Source organism: Streptomyces sp. NPDC001663 (genome assembly GCF_042893105.1).
In the GTDB taxonomy this organism is placed as follows: Bacteria; Actinomycetota; Actinomycetes; order Streptomycetales; family Streptomycetaceae; genus Streptomyces.
This window is the reverse complement of the sequence record NZ_JBIAUR010000024.1, coordinates 41,701-65,966: the sequence shown is the minus strand read 5'-3', so window position 1 is coordinate 65,966 and position 24,266 is coordinate 41,701. Positions and strand designations below refer to the sequence as shown.

Sequence of the window (24,266 nt, the reverse complement as noted above, 5' to 3'; positions counted from 1 at the left end):
CGTCGCAGACACCGTGGCGCACCAAGCCCCTCGTCCGGTGGGCCCCACAGGATGCCGGGCGGCGGAATTCGTCGCCAGATGGAGGAGGGGCTTGGTGGCGTCCGATCGACCAACGTGTGTGTAGGAAAGGCTGGGACACGGTATGCAGAAGCGCAGTCTGCGGGACCTCCAGGTATCGGCCATCGGGCTCGGGTGCATGGGCATGTCCGCCTTCTACGGATCCACCGATCAGGAGGAGGGGATCGCGACCATCCGGCGCGCTCTCGACCTTGGCATCGACTTCCTCGACACCGCGCAGATGTACGGGCCGCTCACCAATGAGTCGCTCGTCGGCGAGGCGATCCGGGGGCATCGCGACGCGTATGTGATCGCGACGAAGTTCAACTACCGGATGGATGACGCCGTACCCGGCGACATCAGCACGGTCGGCCCGCAGGACGGTTCGGCCGAGCACGTCCGCAGCTCGGTCCACGGCTCTTTGCAGCGTCTGGGGACCGATTACATCGACCTGTACTACCAGCACCGCGTCGACCCGAACGTGCCGATCGAGGAGACGGTCGGCGCGCTGGGCGAGCTGGTCGCCGAGGGCAAGGTGCGGCACATCGGGCTGAGCGAGGCGAGCGCGGAGACCATCCGGCGCGCCCACGCGGTGCACCCGGTCACCGCCGTGCAGAGCGAGTACTCGCTGTGGTCGCGGGACGTGGAGGCGGAGGTGCTGCCCGCGTGCCGGGAGCTGGGCATCGGCTTCGTGCCGTACTCGCCGCTGGGCCGCGGTTTTCTCGCCGGGCGGTTCACCTCGCCGGACGAGCTGGACGCGAACGACTGGCGCCGCGAGAACCCGCGCTTCAAGGACGCCAACCTGGAGGCGAACCTGCGGCTGGCGGCAAAGGTGAAGGAGATCGCCGCCGAGAAGGACGTGACCCCGGCCCAGCTGGCCATCGCCTGGGTGCTGGCCCAGGGCGAGGACCTGGTGCCGATCCCGGGCACCAAGCGCCGCACCTACCTGGAGCAGAACGCCGCCGCGGTCGACATCGTGCTGAGCAAGGACGACCTGGCCCGCATTGACGCGGAGCTGCCCGAGGCGGCGGGGGAGCGGTATGACGAGGCGGGGATGCGAGCGGTCAATCGCTAGGCGGGCGCGGAAGCAGCCGCCGCGGTCGTCGTCTGATCTTGCGGCGTTGCCCGCTGCCGGGGGAGGCGCTGTGGCCCACACCGCCGTGCGGGCGGTGGCACCCCTACGCGGCAGGCGCCCGGCGGAAGGCATGCCGGGTGACGTGGACGCCGCCGGAACCGCCGGCGACCGCCCCCGCGACTCGCCGACCTGAGCCGTGTTGGCCGCCGAGCCGAAGTGGGACGGTTCTCCAGATACTCAGATGTGCCCCGTGTCGTCATCGACCAGGCGAACAAGTCTGTATCTCGCGGTCGAGCGACGGATCTCCGTGTCCGCGCGCCGCGGTTCAGGTAAACCGTGGCGTCCGGTCATGCACGCGGGGCGGGCCAGGAGTTGAGAGGGAGCGGGCCGCGGTCGATGACGGTGCGGATGCAGAAGGTGCTGCGGGCGTCGCGAACGGGACCGATCGCCAGGATCTGGTCGGTGAGCACCTTTTCGAAGGTGCGCAGGTCCGGTACGGCGAGCTCGACGAAGAAGTCGGCGTCGCCGGAGACCACATGGCAGGCGACCACGTGGTCGATCGCCTTCAGTGCCTCTTCGACCACCTGGGAGGTGGTGCGGGAGTGCTCGACCTTGAGGGAGAGGAACACCGTCAGCCCAAGGCCGAGGCGCTCGCGGTCCAGATCGGCCCGGTAGCCGGCCAGGACCCCGTCCTCCTCCAGCGCCTTGGTGCGGCGCAGGCAGGACGAGGGTGACAGGCGTACGGCCTCGGCGAGGTCGACGTTGGGGGTGCGTCCGTGGCGCTGGAGGTGGTCCAGGATCGCCCGGTCGATGCGGTCGTACAGGGGGCGTGGCATGAAATGCAGCGTATCGGCTACATCGGCGAACAATCCTGCACCGTGGCGCCGTACAGGCACTCACTACGCCATCGTGTGCCGGGCTCGGCGGCGCATTCTGGTCACGCGCCGCGGCCACGAAGCCGGTCCCGCTGCCACCTCCGTACCCCCTCTCACCGCCATCGGACTGCCTCATGCACCCCTTCCCCCTGGAACCCGACCGCGCCGCGATGACGGAGATGGGCCGTCTCGTCCTGGACCGTGTCGTCGACCGCACCGACCAGCTCGCGGCCCGCCCCGCGAGCAGCCCCCTGTCGCCGCAGGCCGAGGCCGAGCTGGTGGAGTCCTTCCTGGCACCGCCGCCCGACCGGGGCGGTGACCTGAAGGCTTTGCTCGCGCGCCTGGACGAGGCCGCCGACTGTGCTCTGGAGACGGCCGGGCCCGGACACCTGGCGTACATCCCGGGCAGCGGTCTGTATTCGGCCGCGCTCGCCGAGTTCTACAACCGTGCCGTCAACCGTTACGGCGGCCTGGCCTCGGTTGCCCCGGCCCTCGCCGCGCTGGAGGAGAGTGTCATCCGCTGGATGGCCCGTGAGGTGTGCGGCCTGGCGGAGGGCAGCGGCGGCCTGTTGACCAGCGGTGGCTCGATGGCCACCTTCTCCGCGACGGTCGCCGCCCGCCACCACCGGCTCGGCGAGGATCTCGCCGGCGGCACCGTCTACACCACCGCCTTCGCCCACCACTCCGTCGCCAAGGCCGCCCGCCTCGCCGGGATCCGCGCCGCCCACATACGGACCGTGCCGCACACCCCGGACCTGCGGATGGACCCCGACGCCGCCGCCGCGATGATCCGCGCCGACCGGGAAGCCGGGCTGCGGCCGTTCCTGCTGGTGGCCACCGCAGGCACCACCGACACCGGCACCGTCGACCCGCTGCCTCAGCTGGCCGACCTGGCCCGCCGCGAGGACGTGTGGCTCCACATCGACGCGGCCTACGGAGGCTTCTTCCGGCTCACCGCACGCGGGTCAGAGCGCCTCGCCGGTTTCGAGGAGGCCGACTCGATCACCCTGGACCCGCACAAGACCCTGTTCATGCCGTTCGGCACCGGCGCCCTGGTCGTCCGCGACGTCGCCGCCCTGCACGCCGCGCACGACGGCACCGGCAGCTACCTTCAGGACATGGGGGCGGCGGGGAGCGTCCCGGACTCCGGCCGGCTCGGGCCCGAGCTGACCCACGAGATCCGCGGTGTGCGGGCCTGGCTTCCCTTGCACCTGCACGGGGTGGACGCCTTCCGCGAGGCGCTGGACGAGAAGCTCGACCTGGCCGAACACGTCCACGACACGCTGTCCGGCGTCGCGGAGCTGGAGGTCCCGCAGCGCCCGGACCTGTCCACCGTGATCTTCCGCCTCCGCCCCGCCGACGGCAGCCGGGCCGGCGTCGAGCGGGCCGGCGAGGCAAGCCGCCGCCTGCTGGAGCGGATCAACAGCCACCGGCGCATCGTGCTCTCCAGCACGATTGTCGACAGCCGCTACACCCTGCGCGTGTGCGTGGTCTCCCACCGCACCCACCACGACCGCATCGCCGAAGCACTGCAGATCATCACCGCCGAGGCCAAGCGCCACACCACGGCGTCGCGACCTCCGGCTTGCAGTCCCTGAGTCAGCCGCCCGCCGATCAGCAATCGTGATCCGCGTCGACAGGGCACACGCCACGCGAGAGGGAGACCGCCAGTGTGTCTCACGAGACATCGCAAAGTCTGGTGAACGACGGGTTCACAGGCCTGCTCTGCTTCGGCGCCGGTCGCGTGGTGCCGCGCTCCCGGTCCGGTGAGGCTCCGGGATGCGCACGGTGCGTGTGCCGGGCGCAGAGGCTTCGTACGCAGCCCGCAAATGTCGGAGTGATGCGGGCTCCGCAGGGCTCACCCGAGGGGCAACGCGGCAGCGTTGTCCCGCCGGAGAGCGCGCATTCGAGGTCTGGCGCGGGAGCCGGCGACGACCGCGGATTCCTCGACGCTTCTCACCTGCGAGTGGCCTGTGGTGCTCAGGGGGCGACCGGGGATCGTGCACCGGGTCTGCCCGGGGTCGGCGTATGCCGTCTTGGCAGAACGTGTTTGCCGATGAAACAAGCGGCAACGCGAAGTTCATGAATCAATCGAACAGCGGCGCCAATCAAGATTCCGTATCTACTCGGGATGCGGCCTCCAAGGCCAGGCGGGCCACGGCGAAGGCGACGGCTCCGGCGTCGCGGGCAGCAGACCAGGCAGCCGAGAAGACCGATGACGTGGCGTCAGCAGCCACGGACGCGGCCGGGCGTACGGCCGAGACGACCACCGCGGTCGGGCACAGCGCGGCCGAGCGTGTCCAAGCCGGCCGCCAGGCCGTCATCGCCGCCTCGGGCCAGGCCGTGGCCTTCGCCAAGACGGCCTGGACGATCATCGCCCATCGAAAGCTCCTCGCCGCCGGCGTGGGTGCGGGCCTTTCCGCGTTGGGTGCCACGTCATACCTGGCAGGCCGCCGCGCGGGGCACCGCACGCACGGTCCGATCACTCGTCTGACCGGCGGGCGGATCTGACGCGAGAGGCGGGCCCCGTCACCCTGGCGGGGTTCCCCGACGCATATCACAACCCCGGGTGGAACGTGAGGCCGGTGCCCTGCCTCAGCACCTGAGCGCAGCACCGTCGAGTAGACGGGTGTTCGCCGGAAGGCCGGCTCCGTCACCGGCCATGAACCACTGGTTCCTGGCAAAAGCGGTGATGTGCGGCATGGCAGTTCCCGTCCCTGTCGGCGGGGTGCCCTCGTCCCGCGTGCGGCGGCTTCCTTCAGGCGGAAGGATTGCCGTAAAGAGGCTGGTCAGAGCCCTGTTATGTCAGCCCTTGGTCGGCCAGAGTGGAGTGCCGCATGGTGCGGCCATTCGGTTCGCGCTCGGGGGAGCCGGAGAGGGCGACAGCGAGTGCGACTACTCACTGCGTAGCGTTAATCGCCCAAAAATGTCCACTTAGTTTCAATTGCGATACTCCTCTGTCGGCGGATGCTCGGTACAGCGGCAAGAATCAGCATCACTGCACCCATGAGGGCCGGGGTTGTCAACGCGCGTGAGCTCCTTTCCCGGTGAGGTCCGATTGCACGAGAAGCTCGGGGGCCGATTGTCCCGCTTGCTGCAGACGCAGTCGAAACTGTCGGCTGCCGACTTCGCGGTGCTGGTCCAGCTGACGGATGTGCCGGAGGGGCGGCAGCGCTATCAGGATCTGGCCCGGGCGCTGGAGTGGGAGAAGAGTCGGCGGTGTTGCCACCCTCGGCCTCGGCGGCCTGGATGCGGTCGACTTCCTCCCGCACCCCGTCGACTCGAGGACGGGAGCGAGCTCGCGCTGTTCCAGCAGTGCGACAACCGACGGCATCCTCGACGTCCTGGGAGCGACGCCACGACAGGCCACCACTCCCACGGAGTCGCCTACGCCATACCTCACCAGTGAAAAGGCCGTCCCCGCCTGGCGCTGGAGGGAATGCCGGCCTCAACGGCGACGCCTGCGGCTGCTCCTGCGTCCGCTCGCGCAGCTCGGCGGCCACGGCTCCTGGGCATGCCCCGCGGGACGGCCGCCGTCGCCGGCAGTCACACCGCGGAACGCCTGTCTATGCACACAGGGTCCCGGCGGTCTCGATGAACAGTTCCGCGATGGCCTTGGCTGACGGTGTCGGTGGAGTGTCGCGCAGCCGGGTGAGCAGGATGCGGCGAACCGGGGCCGCGGGGCCCAGGTCGATGGTGGTGACGTCATCCCGCAGGCCGGCCAGGGCGAACCTGGGGGCGAGCGTGATGCCCAGGCCGACCGCCGCCATGGCCTGGGCCTCCTGGTAGTCGTGTGCCCGGTAGGCGATCTTCGGCTCGAAGCCGGCGGCACGGCAGCTACGGTTGAGCAGCTCGGCGACCGGGTGATCGCCCCGGACGATCCAGTTCTCCTCGGCCAGCTCCTCAAAACCGGCGGAGTGCCGGGCGGCGAGCGGGTGGCTGGTGGCGACGACCAGGCAGGTGTGGTCGTCCAGCAGATGGATGACATCGAGGTTGGTCTCGTCCAGACGCCGCCACGGGTAGTCCCACATCAAGGACAGCTCGATCTCCCGGCTCTCGAGGAGGTCCATCAGGCCGGCGTTGCGGTCGCTGTGCACGGCCAGCTCAACCTGCGGGTACCGGGTGCGAAAGGCGCGCACGACGCGGGGCAGCAGGGATGCGGCGATGGTGGGGAAGGTACCGATGTGCAAGGTCCCGCTGTGCAGGCCCGCGATGTCATCGAGGGATCGGCGTGCGGCCCGCAACTGGCGATCGATCCGTGCAGCATGCTCGGCCAGAGTGCGGCCGGCCTCGGTGAGTGTGACGCCCCGGGGGTGCCGCTCGATCAGCGGCTGCCCGGCCTCCGCTTCCAGCCTGCTGATCTGCTGGGACACCGCCGAGGGCGTATAGCTCAGGGCGATCGAGGCCGCCGTGATGGAGCCCCGGCGAGCCACCTCGGCGAGCACCAGCATGCGGCGTACGTCGAAGCTCATCACCACCGCCTTAACCATTTGTGAAAGCAGCTTCAATTTCTTTCGATTGTACTGATGGCGCTGCTGGCGCATCGTCGTACCGACCGGCAGGCGGGCCGCACAGCCGTCGACCCCCTCACCGGGTCCTGGTGAAAGAGATCCATGCTGCGGTCGCGTACGCACACAGCCCCTGACCCGTACGCCCCAGCCCCGAAAGGATCTCCGATCCGGGCAACTGCTGTCCGAACCCGTGGGAGTACACATGACCGAGCAGTGGGACGTCGTCGTGGTCGGCGGCGGGAACGCCGGCTTCAGCGCGGCTCAGTCCGCCCGACAGCAGGGAGCACGGGTGCTGCTGCTGGAGAAGGCCCCCCGCCAGTGGGCAGGAGGCAACTCCTACTTCACTGCCGGGGCGATGCGCACCAGCCACGGCGGGCTCACCGACCTCACCTCGCTGGTCGAGCCACTTCCCGCGGGCCGCGCAGGACGCGTCGACCTCGCCCCCTACACCGACGACGACTTTCTCGCCGACCTGACCCGGGTGACCCAGGGAAGGACCGACCCCGAACTTGCCCGGATCCTGGTCGGTGAATCCCGCGAGACGATGACCTGGCTGCGCAGCCTCGGCCTGCGATTCGAGCTTATGTTCCACCGGCAGGCTTACGAGGTGGACGGGCGCTACCGGTTCTGGGGCGGACTGGCCGTCGGCGTGGTCGGCGGGGGCAAAGGAATGATCGACCAGCACCTTGCCGCCGCCGATCGCAGCGGCATCGAAGTCCGCTTCGACAGCCCCGTCACCGGCCTGGCGACCGGATCCGACGGGTCCGTCCGCGGCGTGATGCTCGCCGACGGGCAGCGCATCGAGGCCGGCGGCGTGGTACTCACCAGCGGCGGCTTCGAGGCCAACCCGCAGATGCGGGCCGGCTACCTGGGCGCGGGCTGGGACCTGGCGCTGGTGCGCGGAACCCCGCACAACACCGGCGATGGCATCCGCATGGCCCTGGCGGCCGGCGCGCAACCCTACGGCCACTGGAGCGGTTGCCACGCGGTGGCCTGGGACAGCCAAGCCCGAGCGACCGGCGACCGGGAGCTGACCAACCAACTCACGCGCGGCGGCTACCCGTTCGGCATCGTAGTCAACGCCGAGGGGCGCCGGTTCGTCGACGAGGGAGCGGACTTCCGCAACTACACCTACGCCAAGTACGGTGCCGAGATCCTCAAGCAACCGGCAGGCGTCGCCTACCAGCTCTTCGACGCGGCGTCCGCACCGCTGCTGCGCCCCGAGGAGTACGCCTCGGCGGGCATCACCAGGGTTGAGTCCGACACCGTGGAGGGCCTGGCCAAGGAACTCGGCATAGACGAGGGCCGGCTGGTGGAGACGGTTGAGCGGTTCAACGCCGCCGTTGTCTCCGGTCGCTTCGACCCGACGGTCAAGGACGGCTGCCGGACCGAGGGCATCAGCCCTCCCAAGTCCAACTGGGCCCAGCCGCTGACCACTCCTCCGTACGTCGCCTTCCCGGTGACCTGCGGCATCACCTTCACCTTCGGCGGGCTGCGGATCGACGCCGACACGCGCGTGCTGGACCTGAGCGGCCGCCCCGTCCCCGGGCTCTACGGAGCCGGCGAACTCGTCGGCGGGCTCTTCTGGTTCAACTACCCCGGCGGCTCCGGCCTCACCGCCGGTTCGGTGCTCGGCAGGCGCGCCGGGCGCTCAGCAGCCGCCGACACGCATTGCCGACGCCCCAGCCGAGTGAGAGCTCACACGGCCACGGAGGACGCACCATAAGCGCGACGTCGTCGACTGAGGTCGTCTCATCCTGAAGTCGCTGGTCACGGGGTCTGGTGTGACCGGTGGCCGCGGTACTCGCCCTTGTCGGCGGCGTGATCGGCACCAGGTGATCGCCTGCCACGGGGCGTTCGCCGGAACCCGCCGCTGTTCGCGCGTGCTGCAAGCGCCCGAGCCGGTCTGCGCGGCAAGCGGCCTGTGGCGGGAGCTGGATCCTGTTTGGCAGCGATGAGTTTCGCGGTGGTACCAGGTCTGTATGTCAGACCGCTTCATCGCATTCGAATCGGGAGGTGTCGTGCGGCTTCTTCTCACATCCGCCGGCATCAAGAACGCGAGCATCCACGACGGGCTGGTCGACCTGCTGGGCAAACCGGTTGCCGAGGCCAACGCCCTGTGCATTCCCACCGCGGCGTATGCCATGCCCGGCGGCATCGGTTCGGCACGGCGGTTCATCAGTGGACGATCCGTCATCTCCCTGTGCGAGGTGGGCTGGAAGCCGCTGGGGGTGCTGGAGCTCACCGCGCTGCCCAGCCTCGGCTAGGAGCTGTGGCTCCCCTCGGTCCGAGAGGCCGACGTCCTGCTGGCAGGTGGCGGCGATGCCCTGTATCTGTGTCACTGGATGCGGCAGTCCGGGCTGGCCGACCTGCTGCCGTCGCTGCGCGAGACGGTCTATGTGGGAGCGAGCGCCGGGAGCATGGTGATGGCCCCCAGCGTCGGGAAGGACTTCACCGAGTCCTACGTCTGGAAGCCCCCTACCGGTGGCGACAGTGCGCTGGGCATGGTCGACTTTTCGATCTTCCCGCACCTGGACCACGAGAATCTCCCGGACAACTCCATGGCCAACGCGCAGAAGTGGGCCGCCGGGATCCCGCGACCGGGGTACGCGATCGACTACGAGACCGCCATCAAGGTGACCGACGGCAGCGTCGAAGTCGTACACATGCCGCTCGTCGCGCCGCTGCGCACCTCGTTGGGCTGCTGGTCCGGTTGCAGAGCACGGGGACCACGGCGAGCGGGCCGATGCGGGGATGGCCCCTGCTGATCGTGCTGCCGCTCGCCGCCCGAGCCAAGACCGTCGAGGACCTCATCGCAGCGCAACCAGCCACCCGACAGGCTCTGAGCCTCGCGCACCAAGCGGTCCGGCCCGGAGCCATAGCTCGGTTCGCCGGCCGAGTCGGACAGTGCGAGCGCGAGGACGACCAGCCGACGAGGGCGGCGGTGCTGCCCGGATGAACGGCGCTCACATGCATCGCGAAGGCCCAGTCGGCGTCGTCGTGTCACCCGAGACTCCCGCCAGTACGTGCCTTGGCTCCCCGGGCGGGGGCTCGGTCCGCCTGCCGACCGCGCCGCCTCGACCATCAACTCACCACGCCCGTCCCCATCCACAGCCAGGAGAACGAACCCGTGCGCATCGTACTGATCGGCCCACCTGGAGCAGGCAAGGGAATGCAGGCTCGGTCCCTCGCCGAACGCCTGTCCGTTCCGGCGATCTCCACCGGGGGACCTGTTTCCGTGCCCATGTCGCAGCCCGGTCCCCTCGACGGCTGCTGGTCGACGAGCCGGCCCCGGCCGGTTCAGCTCTGTTTCAGGGCGCTCATGATGAGTGCGGTCGCCGTATGAGACGGGGGGCCTGGTGGACGCCCGGCCGCCCCCGTCCGTCGGCCGGGCGAGGGCGTGGTCGACGCGGGGACGAGCCTCGTGGCGCGGGCGATGGCGTTTCCCTTGGATGGCCGCCGTCCGCGATGATCGTGATCCCGCTGGCCGTGTCGCATCGGGCGGCTTCCAGCCTCGCGGCCGTTGCCCTCGGCGGCGTTGTGCGAGGCCGTGAACGGTGCTCCTCAGCGCATGAAGGAGAGGGCGTTCTCGATCCCCTGCGCCAGGACCTCGTCTGAGAACTTCTGGTCGGAGAGGGCTCGGGAGAGCTGCAACGTGCCCACCATCATGGTGAAGAGCCCGATGGCCTTGCCCCGGGCGGACTGCGGATTCGCAGGCTTCAGGCGGGCGGCGATCTCGTCCACGATGTCTCGTGCGCCGTCGGTGTAAGCCTGCTGCGTCTCGTCCCCGCAGCGGCTGATCTCGTCGAGCAGCGCGGCGGAGGGGCATCCGTCGCCGGGGTGGTCCCGGTGCTCAGGCGACAGGTATTCGCGAACCAGGTCTTCGAGACCCTGGCGGCCGGGCCGCAGAGTGCCGTACCCCGCGACCTGTGTGCGCAGTTGGTCGGTCACGACGTTGGCGACGAGGTCGTCCTTGGATGCGAAGTGGGCGTAGAAGGCTCCGTTGGTGAGCCCGGCATCCGACATGAGGGTGGAGATGCCCGAGCCGTCGATGCCGTCCTGCTTGAATCGGTGGCCCGCCGTCTCGATGATCCGTTGCCGCGTCGCCTGCTTGTGCTCCTTGGCGTAGCGCACCACGAGCATCCTCCGTTCGCTCCGTAAGGCCGATGCCTCGCAGTCAAGCCTAATCCATGACCTGATGTACGTAATATTACGATCAGCAGGCCATTCGGGTGCCGGTTCTCCGGACGGGACCCTCGGGGCCGAGTACGTATGCTTCGCCCCACTGGCTCAGTGGGACGGCCTTCGGGATGCCGGCCGAGATCAACTTCCGGAAACGGTCACTGGGGACGCCTCAGACAGGCCGATGTGGTGGTGGAAGTCGTCGAAGCGTCGGACTCCTTGGCCGCGTCACGCGGGATCAGCAACGTCCATTTCCACGACACGGGCACGGTGCGGGCCGTCGGCGCCGTTGTCAGCAAGGGCTGTCGAATCGCCCTGGACCAGGCGCAGTTGGCAGCCCGGGCGGACCTCCTTCTTGCCCATGGTTCCAGTAACCGCATGCTCTTTTCGGTGTGTCTCCCTCTCGAAGGTGCGAGGGGAATGCCTACGGGCGCGGTGGTGACGGCCCGCTACTCCTCGGGTCGTCACCACCGTGCGGCGTAGGCCTGTTCCAGGCATGCGAGGGCGATGATTTCGCCCGGACGCGCGGTCCTTCGTCAGGCGGCGAGGGTGGGGTAGTCGGTGTAGCCGGTCGCGCCGCCGCCGTAGAAGGTGGCGGGGTCCGGGGTGTTCAGGGGTGCGCCGGAGCGTACGCGCTCGACGAGGTCGGGGTTGGCGAGTGCCATGGTGCCGACGGTGACCACATCGGCCAGGCCGTCTTCGATGTCCTTGGCGCGGGTGGAGAGATCGGCACCGCCCCGGTTGAGGAGCAGCGTGGTCGGCCACAGCTTCCGGAGGGTGTGCAGGAGTTCCTCGTCGCCGCCGTGGCCGATGTGCAGGTAGGCGAGGTTGAGGGGAGCGAGGGCGCGCAGGAGGTGCGGGTAGAGCTCGTGGGGATCGCTCTCCGTGAGGTCGTTGATCTGGAAGGGGTTGCCGGGAGAGATCCGGATGCCGGTGCGGCCGGCGCCGATCTCGTCGGCCACGGCCGTGGCGACCTCCACCGCGAAACGGATGCGGTTGTCGAGGGAGCCCCCGTACTGGTCGGTGCGCTGGTTCGTGTTGGTGGCGAAGAACTGGTGCAGGAGGTAGCCGTTGGCTCCGTGGATCTCGACGCCGTCGGCGCCGGCTGCGATGGCGGCTGCGGCGGCGCGCCGGAAGTCCTCGACCGTGGCGGCGACCTCCTCGGTGGACAGTGCGCGCGGTACCGGCATCTCCTGGAGCCCGGACGGGGTGAACGTCTGGCCGTCCGGCTTGATGGCGGAGGGAGCGACCGGCTGCCGGTGGTGGGGGGTGTTGTCCGGGTGGGCGATGCGTCCGGCGTGCATGAGCTGGATGACGATGCGTCCGCCGGCCTCGTGTACCGCGTCGGTGACCTTGCGCCAGCCGGCGATGTGTTCCTCGGTGTAGATGCCCGGGGTCACCGGGTAGCCCTGTCCGTCGGCGGAGGGCTGGGTGCCCTCGGTGATGATGAGCGCGTGCGAGGCGCGCTGGGCGTAGTACTCGGCGTTGAGCTCGGTCGGCACGCCGTCGGGGGTGGCCCGGCTTCGGGTCAGGGGGGCCATGGCGAGCCGGTGCGGCAGGGAGATCTCTCCGGCGACGGTCGGGTTCCACAGGGCGTTGAGCATGGGTGATTCCTCAGATGATGAGTCGTCGATCGCTGAGGGCGGGGGCCGGCAGTAGGTGTGATCAGCCGAGCGGGAGGACCGGGCCGTCCTGCTTGGGGCCCGATGGGGACCCGTCATGACCCCTGTCGGCCGAGCTGTGTCGGCGCGATCTATGGAATTACAATCGTAATACTATGTGGGTGTGCGGGCAGTTGCAAGCAGGAGTCGGCAGTCTGCGGGGCCTCCGAGTTGGTGTGCCGCACGGCACGGTCCGGAAGCTCGCCCGTCGTCGACCGGGCTGCGGGTCAGCCGTTCACGCGGTTTGGCCAGGGCGTCGGAGAACAGGGCGCAGGGCCTCGATGACGCCGGGGTCGTCCACCGTGGAGGGGATGGGTTCGTCGTGCCCGTCGGCGATGCCGCGCATCGTCTTGCGCAGGATCTTTCCCGAACGGGTCTTGGGCAGGGCGGCCACGACCGCGACTTCTTTGAGGGAGGCGACGGCTCCGATGCGTTCACGTACGAGTTGGACGAGTTCGGACTCGACCTCGCCCGGTTCGCGGTCGACGCCGGCCTTCAGGACGACGAAGCCGCGCGGTACCTGTCCCTTGAGGGCGTCGGCGACACCGATGACGGCGCATTCGGCGACGTCGGGGTGGGCGGCCAGGGCCTCTTCCATGCTGCCGGTGGACAGACGGTGCCCGGCGACGTTGATGACGTCGTCGGTGCGGCCCATGACGAAGACGTAGCCGTCGTCGTCGATGTGACCGCTGTCGCCGGTGAGGTAGTAGCCGTCGTAGGCGGAGAGATAGGAGGCGATGTAGCGGTCGTCGTCCTGCCAGAGCGTGGGCAGTGCGCCGGGCGGCAGGTGGAGCCGTACGACAATTGCGCCGTCGACGCCTGTGGGCACCGGTTTGCCCGAGGGGTCGAGGACACGGACGTCCCACCCTGGCAGCGGGCGGGTGGGAGAGCCGGGTTTGAGGGGCGCCGCTTCGATGCCCACGGGGTTGGCGACGATGGGCCAGCCGGTCTCGGTCTGCCACCAGTGGTCGATGACCGGGATGTCCAGCAGGTCGCTCGCCCAGTGATAGGTCTCGGGGTCGAGGCGCTCGCCGGCGAGGAAGAGATGGCGCAGACCGGTCAGGTCGTAGTCCGCGGTGAGTGTTCCCTTCGGGTCCTCCTTGCGGATGGCCCGGAACGCGGTGGGCGCCGTGAACATGGTCTTGACCTGGTACTCGGCGGCAACGCGCCAGAACTGGCCCGCGTCCGGTGTGCCGACCGGCTTCCCCTCGTACAGGACCGTCGTGGCTCCGACAAGCAACGGTGCGTAGACGATGTACGAGTGCCCGACGACCCAGCCGACGTCGGAGCCGGTGAACATCGTCTCGCCCGGGCCCACGTCGTAGACGGACCCCATCGACCAGTGGAGGGCGACCGCGTAGCCGCCGCAGTCACGTACGACTCCCTTGGGCTTTCCGGTCGTTCCGGACGTGTAGAGGATGTAGAGGGGATCGGTGGCGGCGACGGGAACGCAGTCGGCGGGCGGTGCGGCGGCTACCAACTCGCCCCAGTCGAGATCGTCGGGACCCAATTCGGCCGTCTCCTGCGGGCGTTGCAGGATCACGCTCTTCTCCGGCTTGTGGGCCGCGAGTTCGATCGCCCGGTCGAGCAGGGGTTTGTACGCGATGACACGCGTGCCCTCGATGCCGCAGGAGGCGGAGACGACCACCTTCGGAGCCGCGTCATCGATGCGGAGGGCGAGTTCGCGCGGAGCGAACCCGCCGAAGACGACCGAGTGCACCGCGCCGATACGTGCGCAGGCCAGCATCGCGACAACGGCCTCGGGGACCATCGGCATGTAGATCACCACACGGTCGCCGTGCTCGACACCGAGCCGCGAGAGTGCCCCGGCGAAAGTCGCCACCTCGTCCCTCAACTGCACGTAGGTGTAGGTGCGCCGGGTGTCGGTCACCGGTGAGTCATAGATGAGGGCAGCCTGTTCGCCGCGGCCGGCTTCGACGTGCCGGTCGAGCGCGTTGAAACAGACGTTGAGCCGACCGTCGGGGAACCAGCGGTAGAAGGGGGCGCCCGAGGAGTCCAGGGCGCGTCGTGGGGTGACATCCCAGTCGATGCCCTCCGCCGCCTTCAGCCAGAAGCTCTCCGGGTCCTCGGTACTGGCGCGGAAGACATCCTCGTACGTTCCCATCGCGCACTCCTTTGTGGCATCAAGGGACGGTGGCGTGGCTGTGTGCGGAACCGTGTCGGACACAAGTACCGCAAGTCGGCCGATCTGGTCGAGCAGGATGCCGGCGACCGGCGGACGGGTCACCGGCATCGCGGTGGTGTGGCGGTCCGGCCGACAGGCCTCTCCGCCGGGTGCAGCTTCAGCTCACGTGCCGAGGTGCTTGCGGAGCCACTGACCCATCTGCTGGATCGCCTCGTCCACCTCGGGTACGCGCCCCGCGCCCAGGACGAACGAGTGCTGTCCCTCGGGCAGCGGGTGGACCTCGGAGGTGACCTTGAAGTCCGCGAGGCGGCGGCCGAGTTGGGCGCCGTCGTCGGCGAGGGTCTCGTACTCGCCGTAGTGGACGACCGTGGGGGGCAGGCCGGTCAGATCGGCGCTCACGAGGCTGATCTTCGGATCGGCGAAGTCCAATCCGGGCTCCTGGAGCCAGGCTCCACGGAAGAGCTCCAGGGTGTTCCTGCTGAGCATCTTGTCGTTGTCCTCGTTCGCGTCCACCGACGCGTTCTGGATGGTGAGGTCGGTCCACGGTGAGACGCTGACGATCGCGCCCGGGGTCGCCTCGCCCTTCGCGAGCAGGCGCAGCGGGAGCAGCACCGCGAGGGTGCCGCCGATCGAGTGGCCCGTGCTGCCGATGTTCCGCGGCTCGTAGCCCTGCGAGAGCAGCCAGCGGTAGGCCGTCTCGGCGTCGTCGAGCTGCGCGGGGTAGGGGTGTTCGGGCGCCAGGCGGAAGTCCACGACGAGGGAGCGGGCTCCGGCGGCCTTGGCGATGTGGCCCGCTGCCTTGCGGTCGGAGTGCATGGAGGCGGTGACGGATCCGCCGAAGTGGAAGTGGAGCAGTGCCTTGTCGGGGTCGGCGCCCTCGGGGATGGCCCAGAGGGCGGGGACGCCGCCCGCGTCCACCTCGGCGTACGTGACGCCTTCCGGCTCGGTCGACGCCTTGTGGTTCGAGTCCACGATGTCGCGGATGACGGCCAGGTCGAGACCGGGTGTCGACGACTTCGCGCTCACGCTCGCGAGGAACTCCGCGAACTCGTGTGCCTCTTGGCTTACTGCCATGGTGCTGCTCCTTGTCGGGCGGGTGCCGTGCCGCGTTCCCCCGCGGCGGGCGGGTCGATGTACTGGTCATGACGCTAGTAGCTGAGTATATGAAAGTAAACCCAGGCGACGGAGTCACCTGATGGATGCGCGGAGGCCCATGACGGGGCATCGGGCATGGATCCTTCAGGGCGCCTGCCGGGCGGGTCGCGACCTGTGGACCGGACCGCCCGGGGCCGGTGGGGCGAGTGCGTGCGACGCGCCTGTGGGCGGCGTCCGCGCCGGCGATCCGGGGATTCTGCCGCCGCGTCCAACTCGGCTTCGGTGCGGTCGCGTGGCGGTGGGTGCGGGCGCAACAGCAGGGCGCCAGTGCGCCCTGCCTGCATCGCGCGGGCTTGCCTGCCTCGGCCGGCCGTACCGGTAGGCGTGTCGGCTTGCCGAGCAACTGGTCAGGCCGACGGGATCGGCGGCGATCCGACCGCCGGACTGTCCTGTGTCCGCGACCGTGGAGGCGCACATGACTTCATGGATGAGAATGCGCGCTTGTCGCAGTCCTGGTACCCGTTGAGCTGGGCCGTCATTGCACACCAGGCATCAGCGACTGCACGGGTGCTACTCCTCGAGGAACTGAATGGCGTGCTTCAGGAAGCGCTCGGGGTACTGGAACTGCGCTCCATGCCCGGCATCGGGGTAGATCAGCAGTTGCGCGTTGGGGATGTTCTGGGCGAGGTGCCAGGAGTTGATCGAAGCGATCATCACGTCGTTCTCGCCGTTGAGGACCAGCGTCGGCTGGGTGATCGCGTTCAGGAAGGCGTAGGGATTCTCGCCCGGCAGCGGTTCTGCGTAGGCGACAACCGCTTCGAACTGTGCCTGCGCGACTGCGGGCGAGCTCGGCGTGTCCTGGTCGGCCCGCTGGTGGCGGCGCTCCCAGAAGGCCCGGCCTGCTTCGACCGCGGCTTCCGAGCGGCCGAAGAACAGGAAGAGGAAGTCCTCCAGGGTGGGGACCGGATTCAGCGCGTACTGAGGCACCTGGGGGTCACTTGTCGGGTCCCCGCCGCGGAGGCCGGTGCCGAGCAGGAGGAGCTTGCGTACCAGCTGGGGGTGGCGCAGCGTGACCTCCTGCGCCTGGTAGCCGCCGAGTGAGAAGCCGAGCAGATCGACCTGCTCCAGTCCCAACGCCCGGATGACGGCGGCGATGTCGTCGGCCATGTCCTCCATCCGGTTGCGCGGGGTGCCGGAAGACGAGGCGATGCCGCGCCCGTTGAACAGGATGACCTCACGGCCTTCGGCCAGGCCGTCGGTGAGCAGCGGATCCCAGTTGTCCATGCCTCCGCGGAAGTGCTGGAGCAGGAAGATCGGGACGCCGGAGGGCTTGCCCCAGCGTCGGTAGGCGAAGCGGTCGCCGTCGACCTCGATGTACTGGGTCGGTGCGGTCACATGGGTGTCACTCATGGTCTGGCCTTTCTGGAACAGGTAGCAATAGGATTACGATCGTAATGTAAAAAGTCAAGCCCATAGATGTCGACCGACATCTATGTGCGCTTGATCGCCGAGCGTCAATGGAGGAAGGGGCGGCCGATCGTGCGGGTCACCAAGGCGCAGGCAGAGCGCAACCGTGCCCACATCGTGGCGACAGCCGCCAGGCTGTTCCGCGAGCGCGGCTACGACGGTGTCGGTGTGGCGGAACTGATGGCAGCCGCCGGGTTCACGCATGACGGGTTCTACAAGCACTTCCGCTCCAAGGCCGACCTGATGGCCGAAGCATCCGCAAGCGGGCTCGCGCAGGCCGCGGCACGGGCGGAAGGCCTGGCCCCCGCCGAGTTCGTCGAGCGCTACCGGGATTCGTTCGCAGTGCATCGGCCTTCAGGCCGGCGGTGAAGTGAATCTGACAGTGGCGGCGCGGAGCGTCGCAGATTCAGGTCCGGCGGCGCTGGACACTGCGTTCCTTGCCGGCGGCGCGGAGCGTCGTGAGGGCTTTGCCCGGCGGAGCCGGGCGGTGCTCACACCGGCCGGTTCTGCTGCTCGATGTACTGCCTGACCACGGAGAGCGGGGCACCGCCGACGGTTCCGGCGAAGTAGGACCCGGACCAGAGTTTGTTGGCCCGCCAGTAGTGCCGCACCAGGTCGGGGAACTCCTGGCGCAGGCGGCGGGAGGAGACGCCCTTGAGGGAGTTGACCAGCTTGGTCACGGCGACCTTGGGCGGGAAGTTCACCAGCAGGTGGACGTGGCTGTCCTCACCGTTGAACTCGACCAGGTCGCACTCGAAGTCCGCGCACACCGACCGCATGATCTCCTCCATCCGCCTCAAGTGGGCATCAGTGAACACCTTGTGCCGGAACTTGGTGACGAAGACCAAATGCACATGCATGACAAAAGCACAGTGCCGACCAGTTCTGATCTCCTGCATCTCACCCATAACCCAAGTATGTAGGGTGGCGGCCATGCAGCTGAGGTACAGCTTCCGCCTGTACCCGACCACACCCCAACGCACCGCGTTGGCGAGGGCGTTCGGGTGCGCCCGCGTCGTGTTCAACGACGCGGTGCGGGCCCGCGAGTACGCCCGCAAGGCAGGGACCGCGTTCCCCGGTGCCGGCGAGCTGTCGAAGAAACTGATCACCCAGGCGAAACGGACCGTGGAACGGTCCTGGCTGGGCGAGGTCTCCGCTGTGGTCCTCCAGCAGTCCCTGCGGGACGCCGAGACCGCCTACAGGAACTTCTTCGCCTCCCTCAAAGGAACCCGCAAGGGCCCGAAACTCGGCCCACCCCGCCTCAAGTCCCGCAAGGACAACCGGCAGGCGATCCGGTTCACGGCCAACGCGCGCTGGAGCCTCGATCACAGCGGGCGCCTGTACCTGCCCAAGATCGGCGCGGTGAAGGTGAAGTGGTCCCGCACCCTGCCCGCCACACCGTCCTCGGTCACCGTCATCAAGGACGTGGCCGGCCGGTACTTCGCCTCCTTCGTCATCGACACCGACCCCGCCGCCGATGCGGCACGGATGCCCGACACCGAGTCCACCGTCGGCGTCGACCTCGGCCTGAGTCACTTCGCGGTCCTGTCCACCGGCGAGAAGATCGACTCCCCGCGCTTCCTGCGGCGTGCGGAGAAGAAAGTGAAGAAGGCCCAAAAGGAGCTGTCCCGCAAACAGAAGGGATCGAAGAACCGGGACAAGGCCCGTCTCAAAGTCGCCCACGCCCAGGTTGCTGACGCACGCCGGGAGTTCCACCACCAGCTCTCCACAAAGCTGATCTCCGAGAACCAAGGAATCGCTGTGGAGGACCTGGCGGTGAAGGCCCTGGCCCGCACCAGGCTGGCCAAGTCCGTGCACGACGCCGGATGGGCACAGTTCATCAGCATGCTGGCGTACAAGGCACAGCGGTACGGCCGCACCCTGGTCAGGACTGGCCGGTTCACGCCGACCTCGCAGACCTGCTCCACCTGCGGCGCCATGGACGGGCCCAAAGCCCTGAGCGTCCGGGAATGGACCTGTAGCGCCTGTCGCACCGTCCACGACCGGGACCACAACGCCGCACTCAACATCAAAGCGGCCGCCGGACTGGCGGCATCGGCCTGCGGAGCGCCGGTAAGACCGGGAGCGATCCCGGCACAGCGCGAAGAAACAGGAAGCCACGGACTCCCGACCGGAAACCGTGCCGCGTAGCGGCACAGCAACCAGCCAGGAAAGGCCAGAATCCTCGGGCTTCAGCCCGAGGAGCGAGTCAAGTCTCGCGGGAGCATCGCGGACGCGGTGACGGCTGTACCGTCGCGGCTCTCAGCGGCGACGCGGCCCGTCAGCCGGTGGACATCAAAACAGAGTTCGCGGCAGGGATCGAGAAGCTGCTCACGGCCCTCCAGGCCCATAGCGGCACGCGGGGGGACATGGACCAGGATGCGGCCCGAGCCCTGGCGATCGACACGCTCGCCCATTCGGTCGGCGCGGTCATGTTGTCGCGGGCATGCCCGGACGGTTCTCCGCTGGCGGACGAAATCCTCGATGTCTGCCGCGCGGGGATTCTTGCGTCACTGCCACACGGCGACGTCGACGGGGCGGAGGCGGGGGGCCCGGAAGCCTGACCGCAGCCGAGTGGTCTTGCCGAGTTGCGCGGCGCGGATCGACGTATCCGCTGTTCCGGCGCCGAGGGTGACGCCGCCGTAGTGCGTGCTCATGAAGTGCCCCCTTGCCGGGGGTTTGATGGGTGGCGCGTGGAGTGAGCGGTCATGCGGCGCGGTGGTGGGGCGCCAGGGTGGCGTGGATCTGGTCGCGGATGTCGGCGAGGACGGCATCGTCGCTGCGGTGCAGGTACATGGTGGCGGTGGTGCTGATGTGGATGATCGCGGTGATCACCCGTGCCAGCGTCGCCGCGTCGGCGGCGCCGACGTGCTCGTCGCGGGTGAGCAGGCCGGTGATGCCGTCCTCGAGGCGGCCGGCAAGGGCCAGGCCCGCTTGGCGGTAGGGCTCGGCCGGGTCGCCGAAGACGAGTTCGTGCAGGTATGTGCGGCCGTTCTCGATGTGCTCCCTTGTGCACTCCACGACCGGACGGATGAGAGCGATGACCCGCTCCGGCGCGCCCTGTCCGACGGCGGTGTTCGCGGCGGCGAGGCCGGAATCGACGGCGGCGGCGAACTTCTCGTTCTGCACCATGATCAGCAACTCGGCCTTGGTGGACGCGTACAGGTAGAGCGTCCCGATCGCGACATCGGCCCGGCGGGCGACCTGCTGCGTCGTGACCTTGTCGACGCCGTGTTCGGCGAACAGCTCGCGGGCTGCGGTCATGATGCGCTCGCGCTTGTCCTGTTTGGCCCTCTCGCGGCGCCCGATCGGCATGTGACCGCTTCCCATGGGGACCTCCCTTGACAATATTTCTGAGTCGACTCATAGTTGAGTGTACTCGGATTGGTCGGGTGGGGCGAGACCCCGGATGCCGTACCGGGTTGGCCGATCCAGTCGCAAACATGGATAAATAAGACAAATTTTAGGAGTGGCGCCCCATGCGAGCGTTCGTCGTCACCAAGTACAAGGAGCCGCTGCAAGAGGCGGACGTCCCCGAGCCCACCGTCGGGGAGCACGACGTGCTCGTCCGGGTGGAGGCCGCCGGGCTGAACCCGCTGGATGAGAAGATCCGCGCCGGTGAGTTCAAGCAGATCCTGCCCTACAAGCTGCCGCTGATCCTGGGCAACGACGTCGCGGGCACTGTCATCAGCGTCGGGACGGCGGTCCGCGGCTTCAAGCCCGGAGACGAGGTCTACGGTCGGCCCGACCAGGACCGCATCGGCACCTTCGCCGAACGCATCGCCGTCGCGGAGGGCGACCTGGCGCTCAAGCCCGCCTCGATCAGCATGAATGAGGCCGGCTCGCTGCCGCTGGTGGCGCTCACGGCGTGGCAGGCGCTGGTGGAGCGCGGGAACGTGCGGCCCGGGCAGAAGGTTCTCATCCATGCCGGCGCCGGCGGAGTCGGTTCGATCGCGATCCAGCTCGCCGCGCACCTCGGTGCGCACGTCGCCACGACCGCCAGCGCTTCCAACGAGCACTTCGTGCGCGCGCTCGGCGCGGACACGGTGATCGATTACCGCAGCCAGGACTTCGAGCAGCTCCTGACCGGCTACGACCTGGTGTTGGACAGCCTCGGTGGGGAAACTCTCGAGAAGTCCCTGCGGGTGCTCAAGCCCGGCGGCAAGGCCATCGGGATCGCCGGTCCCCCGGAGCCCGCTTTCGCGCGCGAGGCCGGCCTCAACCCGCTGCTGCGCCTGGCGGTCGCCGCCCTGAGCCGCAAGATCCGCAAGCAGGCGAAGAAGCTCGGCGTGACGTACGAGTTCCTGCTCATGCGCGCCAGCGGCGACCAGCTCCGCCAGATCACCACCCTCATCGACCAGGGCGTGGTGCGCCCGGTCGTGGGAAAGGTGGCCGGCTTCGACCAGACCCCGCAGGCGCTGCAGTCCCTGTCCCAGGGCGGCATCCGCGGCAAGGCCGTCATCGGCAACAGCTGACCTGCCGCAACCGCGACGGGCGACACGAAACACACAGCGACACAGAACACACAGGAGAATCCGTCATGAGCAGCACCGACACCCCGAACGAAGCCGTCATCACCTCCTACGCGAAGGCCCCGGCCCGCACCGTCAGCGCCGGCGGCGTCACCTACGCCTACCGCGAGCTGGGGCCGAAGGGCGGCATCCCCGTCGTATTCTTCGTCCACCTCGCCGCGACCCTGGACAACTGGGACCCCCGCATCATCGATCCCATCGCGAAGGGCCGTCACGTCATCGCCTTCGACAACCGCGGTGTCGGGGCGTCCACCGGCCAGGTGCCGGACAGTGTCGAGGCGATGGCCGACGACGCCTACACCTTCATCAAGGCGCTCGGGTACGACAAGATCGACGTCTTCTCCTTCTCCCTCGGCGGCATGGTCGCTCAGGCCCTGGTGGTGAAGCACCCCGAGCTCGTCCGCAAGCTGGTCCTCACCGGCACCGGGCCCAAGGGCGGCAAGGACATGGACAAGGTCGCCCGAGTCACCTACTGGGACATCCTGCGCGCCACCTTGACCCGTTCGGACCCCAAGGAGTTCCTGTTCTTCAACCGCAATGCCACCGGCAAGCCCGCCGCACGCGCGTTCGTCAACCGGCTCAAGGAGCGCACCGTCGACCGAGACGTGGACATCAAGACCAAGGCGTTCCAGACGCAGCTGAAGGCGATCAAGAAGTGGGGGCGCTCCACCCCCGACGACCTGTCGACGATCACGCAGCCCACCCTGATCGCCAACGGCGACAACGACCGCATGGTGCCGTCGGTTCTGTCGGAGGACCTGCACCGGCGCATCAAGGGCAGCGAGCTGATCATCTACCCCGACTCCGGGCACGGCGGCATCTTCCAGTACCACCAGGAGTTCGCCCCCGTAACGGTCGAGTTCCTGGCGCGATGACCACCACCTGACCAGGAAAAAGGGCAACATCATGAGCACGTCACCGGTCGCCGCGCCCCTGGAAGCGAAGAAGCCTCTCACCTCCTCGATCCTGCTGTGGGTGCGCACCGACCAGCCCCGTCAGACCGGCATGGACCACTGGAAGGGCCCGCACTCAGGGATCATCTCCGCCACCCCGGGCCTGGAGGAGTACCGGCAGATCCACCTCGCCGAGCACAACACGGGCCTGTGGCCGGCCATCGACGGGGTCCAGACCGCGATCCCCGCCGACCGGAAGATCGACGGCGTCGCCGAAGTCACCTTCCAATCGGCGCTTGCACCCCTGAAAGGGCGCAGGCAGACGAAGCTGGCCTACGCCGACGAGATCAACGTGTTCCGCCGCACCCTGCTCTACGCCGGCCCGCCGAACTCATCGCGCTGGTACGACGTCGCAGGTCCCGGACAGACGGTCGGTGCCCGCGCGCTGATCTACCTTCGCCGCAGAGACGGGGTCGGCTCCGGCGCCTTCCGGAAGTTCGTCAACGAGCAGCTCGCCCCCGCGCTCGCCGGCACGGGAGCGCTGACGGAACTGCGCACGCAGACGTTCCTGCCCTGGATCGAAAAACTCTGGGACACCCCGGACGTCGCCCACGACAACCCCCACGACCAGCACTTCCACGCCTCGGTCAGCCTCGGGTTCGCCGACACCGCAGCACGGGACGCCTTCTTCACCGGCAACGCGATCGAGGACCTGTCCGACCGGCTGGCACCGCAGGTCTCCGCGATCCACGCCTACGACGTCACCGCCGCCCTCACCTACGTCAAGAACGGCGACATCCTCCCGTACTACGAGGAGTGAGCGGCGCGGGCTCTGCTCATGCATCCGCGCCTTGCTTCCCCGCCCTCCTCGCACCCCCGTCGCCGTCTGACACCCCTCACACATCCGAATCCGTATCCGGAGCGAGCCATGAGCGAGCACAGCACCATCCGTTTCGAGCGCACCTCACCGCAGATCGCGAAGATCACCTTCGCCAACCCGCCCGTCAATCTCATCACCGGCGAGACCGTCCTGCGCCTCATCGAGATCGTCCAAGAACTGGCCACCGACCCGGACATCCAGGTCGTGCTGTTCGACAGCGCCACCCCCGACTTCTTCTACAACCACTTCGACCTGGCTGCCGCCGCCGACTTCCCCGCCCCCGAGGACCCGGAAGCAGTGCCAGCATGGACGAATCTGGTCCTGGAACTCTCCAAAGCGCCCTACATCACCATCGCGACCATCCGGGGACGCACCCGCGGTGGCGGGAACGAGCTCGCTCTCGCTCTCGATCTGCGCTACGCCAGCCGCGAGAAGGCGATCTTCGGACAGCCCGAGGTCGGCAGCGGACTGCTGCCCGGCGGTGGCGGCGCCGAACGCCTCCCTCGCGCCATCGGGCGCGACCGCGCCCTGGAAGCCATCCTTACCAGCGACGACTACGACGCCGACACCGCCGAGCGCTGGGGCTGGGTCACCCGCGCCCTCCCCGACAACGAACTCGACGCCTTCGTCGGCACCGTCGCCGCCCGGCTCGCCTCCTTCGACCGCACCTCACTCGCCTCGGCCAAAGCCCAGATCAACCGGGCATCCCTGCCCCCGGACGCGGACCTGGTCGCCGCGTACGGCGAGTTCGCCCACTCCCTCACCCTTCCCGGTTTCCTCACCCGGGCCGCAGGCACGCAGGCCGTCGCCGAACAGGCCGGCATCGACTTCGAATACCGTCTCGGGCACCACATCGGCGTCGCCAACCAGCAACGCTGACACCCGGCAGGAA

Annotated in this window: 24 protein-coding genes and 1 pseudogene; 14 read left to right on the top strand and 11 right to left on the bottom strand. The window is 68.7% G+C overall.

The features are described 5' to 3' along the window. The first annotated feature begins 142 nt into the window (after positions 1-142). Positions 143-1,132: an aldo/keto reductase gene (locus tag ACFY1L_RS49095; RefSeq protein ID WP_388841134.1), complete on the top strand. Its 990-nt coding sequence runs from the start codon at positions 143-145 to the stop codon at positions 1,130-1,132. A gap of 70 nt (positions 1,133-1,202) precedes the next feature. Further along, positions 1,203-1,325, top strand: coding sequence for a hypothetical protein (locus tag ACFY1L_RS49090; RefSeq protein WP_388841131.1), 123 nt, complete (start codon positions 1,203-1,205; stop codon positions 1,323-1,325). Between the two features lie 154 nt (positions 1,326-1,479). Here ACFY1L_RS49090 and ACFY1L_RS49085 read toward each other — a convergent pair whose 3' ends face one another. After that, positions 1,480-1,968, bottom strand: a complete 489-nt coding sequence (locus ACFY1L_RS49085; RefSeq protein ID WP_355434740.1) for an Lrp/AsnC family transcriptional regulator — start codon at positions 1,966-1,968, stop codon at positions 1,480-1,482. Between the two features lie 173 nt (positions 1,969-2,141). On the opposite strand from ACFY1L_RS49085, the gene ACFY1L_RS49080 reads away from it, so the two are divergent. Further along, positions 2,142-3,605 (top strand): pyridoxal phosphate-dependent decarboxylase family protein, encoded by a 1,464-nt coding sequence (locus ACFY1L_RS49080; protein WP_388841126.1) that lies wholly within the window; start codon positions 2,142-2,144, stop codon positions 3,603-3,605. Between the two features lie 622 nt (positions 3,606-4,227). Continuing rightward, positions 4,228-4,518: a hypothetical protein gene (locus tag ACFY1L_RS49075; protein ID WP_388841124.1), complete on the top strand. Its 291-nt coding sequence runs from the start codon at positions 4,228-4,230 to the stop codon at positions 4,516-4,518. A 1,055-nt stretch (positions 4,519-5,573) separates the two neighbouring features. On the opposite strand, the gene ACFY1L_RS49070 is transcribed toward ACFY1L_RS49075, so the two are convergent. Next, positions 5,574-6,479, bottom strand: a complete 906-nt coding sequence (locus ACFY1L_RS49070; RefSeq protein ID WP_388841121.1) for a LysR family transcriptional regulator — start codon at positions 6,477-6,479, stop codon at positions 5,574-5,576. A gap of 241 nt (positions 6,480-6,720) precedes the next feature. On the opposite strand from ACFY1L_RS49070, the gene tcuA reads away from it, so the two are divergent. The 4 genes and pseudogenes from tcuA to ACFY1L_RS49050 form a co-directional block, all read left to right on the top strand. After that, positions 6,721-8,244 carry an FAD-dependent tricarballylate dehydrogenase TcuA gene (gene tcuA, locus ACFY1L_RS49065; protein WP_388841117.1) on the top strand — a complete coding sequence of 508 codons (1,524 nt, stop codon included), beginning with the start codon at positions 6,721-6,723 and terminating at the stop codon, positions 8,242-8,244. A gap of 295 nt (positions 8,245-8,539) precedes the next feature. After that, positions 8,540-8,785, top strand: coding sequence for a hypothetical protein (locus ACFY1L_RS49060; protein WP_388841114.1), 246 nt, complete (start codon positions 8,540-8,542; stop codon positions 8,783-8,785). Between the two features lie 3 nt (positions 8,786-8,788). After that, positions 8,789-9,286, top strand: coding sequence for a Type 1 glutamine amidotransferase-like domain-containing protein (locus ACFY1L_RS49055; RefSeq protein WP_388841411.1), 498 nt, complete (start codon positions 8,789-8,791; stop codon positions 9,284-9,286). Between the two features lie 362 nt (positions 9,287-9,648). Next, positions 9,649-9,771, top strand: a pseudogene (locus ACFY1L_RS49050) (nucleoside monophosphate kinase); the annotation flags it as partial. A 311-nt stretch (positions 9,772-10,082) separates the two neighbouring features. Here the strand turns inward: ACFY1L_RS49050 and ACFY1L_RS49045 are convergent. The 6 genes from ACFY1L_RS49045 to ACFY1L_RS49020 all read right to left on the bottom strand — a co-directional run bounded on the left by ACFY1L_RS49045 (position 10,083) and on the right by ACFY1L_RS49020 (position 17,012). Further along, a complete protein-coding gene (locus ACFY1L_RS49045; protein WP_388841408.1) occupies positions 10,083-10,655 on the bottom strand; it encodes a TetR/AcrR family transcriptional regulator in 573 nt (190 codons plus the stop codon). A gap of 273 nt (positions 10,656-10,928) precedes the next feature. Beyond that, complete coding sequence (locus ACFY1L_RS49040; RefSeq protein WP_388841112.1) at positions 10,929-11,063, bottom strand: hypothetical protein; 135 nt, start codon at positions 11,061-11,063, stop codon at positions 10,929-10,931. A gap of 173 nt (positions 11,064-11,236) precedes the next feature. Next, the gene (locus ACFY1L_RS49035) at positions 11,237-12,304 is read right to left on the bottom strand and encodes an alkene reductase (RefSeq protein WP_388841109.1); all 1,068 of its coding nucleotides are present in this window, start codon (positions 12,302-12,304) and stop codon (positions 11,237-11,239) included. A gap of 292 nt (positions 12,305-12,596) precedes the next feature. Then, a complete protein-coding gene (locus ACFY1L_RS49030; protein WP_388841106.1) occupies positions 12,597-14,486 on the bottom strand; it encodes a propionyl-CoA synthetase in 1,890 nt (629 codons plus the stop codon). Positions 14,487-14,669: 183 nt separating this feature from the next. Then, a complete protein-coding gene (locus tag ACFY1L_RS49025) occupies positions 14,670-15,581 on the bottom strand; it encodes an alpha/beta hydrolase fold domain-containing protein (RefSeq protein ID WP_388841104.1) in 912 nt (303 codons plus the stop codon). A gap of 591 nt (positions 15,582-16,172) precedes the next feature. Next, on the bottom strand, positions 16,173-17,012 hold the full coding sequence (locus tag ACFY1L_RS49020) for an alpha/beta fold hydrolase (protein WP_388841101.1): 840 nt from the start codon (positions 17,010-17,012) through the stop codon (positions 16,173-16,175). A gap of 66 nt (positions 17,013-17,078) precedes the next feature. Here ACFY1L_RS49020 and ACFY1L_RS49015 point away from each other — a divergent pair, with 66 nt between their 5' ends. Then, positions 17,079-17,438 carry a TetR family transcriptional regulator gene (locus tag ACFY1L_RS49015; RefSeq protein WP_388841098.1) on the top strand — a complete coding sequence of 120 codons (360 nt, stop codon included), beginning with the start codon at positions 17,079-17,081 and terminating at the stop codon, positions 17,436-17,438. Positions 17,439-17,560: 122 nt separating this feature from the next. On the opposite strand, the gene tnpA is transcribed toward ACFY1L_RS49015, so the two are convergent. Further along, positions 17,561-17,977 carry an IS200/IS605 family transposase gene (tnpA, locus tag ACFY1L_RS49010; RefSeq protein WP_388841095.1) on the bottom strand — a complete coding sequence of 139 codons (417 nt, stop codon included), beginning with the start codon at positions 17,975-17,977 and terminating at the stop codon, positions 17,561-17,563. A 25-nt stretch (positions 17,978-18,002) separates the two neighbouring features. On the opposite strand from tnpA, the gene ACFY1L_RS49005 reads away from it, so the two are divergent. Then, entirely contained in the window at positions 18,003-19,220 is a 1,218-nt protein-coding gene (locus ACFY1L_RS49005; protein WP_388841092.1) for an RNA-guided endonuclease InsQ/TnpB family protein, read from the top strand. A 359-nt stretch (positions 19,221-19,579) separates the two neighbouring features. Here the strand turns inward: ACFY1L_RS49005 and ACFY1L_RS49000 are convergent, their stop codons facing one another. Together ACFY1L_RS49000 and ACFY1L_RS48995 are read right to left on the bottom strand one after the other, a co-directional pair. Then, entirely contained in the window at positions 19,580-19,726 is a 147-nt protein-coding gene (locus tag ACFY1L_RS49000; protein WP_388841090.1) for a hypothetical protein, read from the bottom strand. A 49-nt stretch (positions 19,727-19,775) separates the two neighbouring features. Next, entirely contained in the window at positions 19,776-20,399 is a 624-nt protein-coding gene (locus tag ACFY1L_RS48995; protein WP_388841087.1) for a TetR/AcrR family transcriptional regulator, read from the bottom strand. 149 nt (positions 20,400-20,548) lie between these two features. Between ACFY1L_RS48995 and ACFY1L_RS48990 the strand changes: the two genes are divergently transcribed. From ACFY1L_RS48990 to ACFY1L_RS48975, 4 genes are all read left to right on the top strand, one after another. Next, positions 20,549-21,544, top strand: coding sequence for an NADP-dependent oxidoreductase (locus ACFY1L_RS48990; protein ID WP_388841085.1), 996 nt, complete (start codon positions 20,549-20,551; stop codon positions 21,542-21,544). Between the two features lie 65 nt (positions 21,545-21,609). Beyond that, positions 21,610-22,476 carry an alpha/beta fold hydrolase gene (locus tag ACFY1L_RS48985; RefSeq protein ID WP_388841082.1) on the top strand — a complete coding sequence of 289 codons (867 nt, stop codon included), beginning with the start codon at positions 21,610-21,612 and terminating at the stop codon, positions 22,474-22,476. Positions 22,477-22,507: 31 nt separating this feature from the next. After that, on the top strand, positions 22,508-23,314 hold the full coding sequence (locus ACFY1L_RS48980; protein ID WP_388841080.1) for a strictosidine synthase: 807 nt from the start codon (positions 22,508-22,510) through the stop codon (positions 23,312-23,314). 108 nt (positions 23,315-23,422) lie between these two features. Beyond that, positions 23,423-24,253 carry an enoyl-CoA hydratase/isomerase family protein gene (locus tag ACFY1L_RS48975; RefSeq protein WP_388841077.1) on the top strand — a complete coding sequence of 277 codons (831 nt, stop codon included), beginning with the start codon at positions 23,423-23,425 and terminating at the stop codon, positions 24,251-24,253. Positions 24,254-24,266: the final 13 nt, after the last annotated feature.

Excerpts from the sequence above, each read along its gene's own strand:
- ACFY1L_RS49095 (WP_388841134.1), top strand. The coding sequence starts at position 143 with ATGCAGAAGCGCAGTCTGCGGGACCTCCAGGTATCGGCCATCGGGCTC.
- ACFY1L_RS49085 (WP_355434740.1), bottom strand. The coding sequence starts at position 1,968 with ATGCCACGCCCCCTGTACGACCGCATCGACCGGGCGATCCTGGACCAC.
- ACFY1L_RS49080 (WP_388841126.1), top strand. The coding sequence starts at position 2,142 with ATGCACCCCTTCCCCCTGGAACCCGACCGCGCCGCGATGACGGAGATG.
- ACFY1L_RS49070 (WP_388841121.1), bottom strand. The coding sequence starts at position 6,479 with ATGAGCTTCGACGTACGCCGCATGCTGGTGCTCGCCGAGGTGGCTCGC.
- tcuA (WP_388841117.1), top strand. The coding sequence starts at position 6,721 with ATGACCGAGCAGTGGGACGTCGTCGTGGTCGGCGGCGGGAACGCCGGC.
- ACFY1L_RS49040 (WP_388841112.1), bottom strand. The coding sequence starts at position 11,063 with ATGGGCAAGAAGGAGGTCCGCCCGGGCTGCCAACTGCGCCTGGTCCAG.
- ACFY1L_RS49035 (WP_388841109.1), bottom strand. The coding sequence starts at position 12,304 with ATGCTCAACGCCCTGTGGAACCCGACCGTCGCCGGAGAGATCTCCCTG.
- ACFY1L_RS49030 (WP_388841106.1), bottom strand. The coding sequence starts at position 14,486 with ATGGGAACGTACGAGGATGTCTTCCGCGCCAGTACCGAGGACCCGGAG.
- ACFY1L_RS49025 (WP_388841104.1), bottom strand. The coding sequence starts at position 15,581 with ATGGCAGTAAGCCAAGAGGCACACGAGTTCGCGGAGTTCCTCGCGAGC.
- ACFY1L_RS49020 (WP_388841101.1), bottom strand. The coding sequence starts at position 17,012 with ATGAGTGACACCCATGTGACCGCACCGACCCAGTACATCGAGGTCGAC.
- ACFY1L_RS49015 (WP_388841098.1), top strand. The coding sequence starts at position 17,079 with ATGTCGACCGACATCTATGTGCGCTTGATCGCCGAGCGTCAATGGAGG.
- tnpA (WP_388841095.1), bottom strand. The coding sequence starts at position 17,977 with ATGGGTGAGATGCAGGAGATCAGAACTGGTCGGCACTGTGCTTTTGTC.
- ACFY1L_RS49005 (WP_388841092.1), top strand. The coding sequence starts at position 18,003 with ATGCAGCTGAGGTACAGCTTCCGCCTGTACCCGACCACACCCCAACGC.
- ACFY1L_RS49000 (WP_388841090.1), bottom strand. The coding sequence starts at position 19,726 with ATGAGCACGCACTACGGCGGCGTCACCCTCGGCGCCGGAACAGCGGAT.
- ACFY1L_RS48995 (WP_388841087.1), bottom strand. The coding sequence starts at position 20,399 with ATGGGAAGCGGTCACATGCCGATCGGGCGCCGCGAGAGGGCCAAACAG.
- ACFY1L_RS48990 (WP_388841085.1), top strand. The coding sequence starts at position 20,549 with ATGCGAGCGTTCGTCGTCACCAAGTACAAGGAGCCGCTGCAAGAGGCG.
- ACFY1L_RS48985 (WP_388841082.1), top strand. The coding sequence starts at position 21,610 with ATGAGCAGCACCGACACCCCGAACGAAGCCGTCATCACCTCCTACGCG.
- ACFY1L_RS48980 (WP_388841080.1), top strand. The coding sequence starts at position 22,508 with ATGAGCACGTCACCGGTCGCCGCGCCCCTGGAAGCGAAGAAGCCTCTC.
- ACFY1L_RS48975 (WP_388841077.1), top strand. The coding sequence starts at position 23,423 with ATGAGCGAGCACAGCACCATCCGTTTCGAGCGCACCTCACCGCAGATC.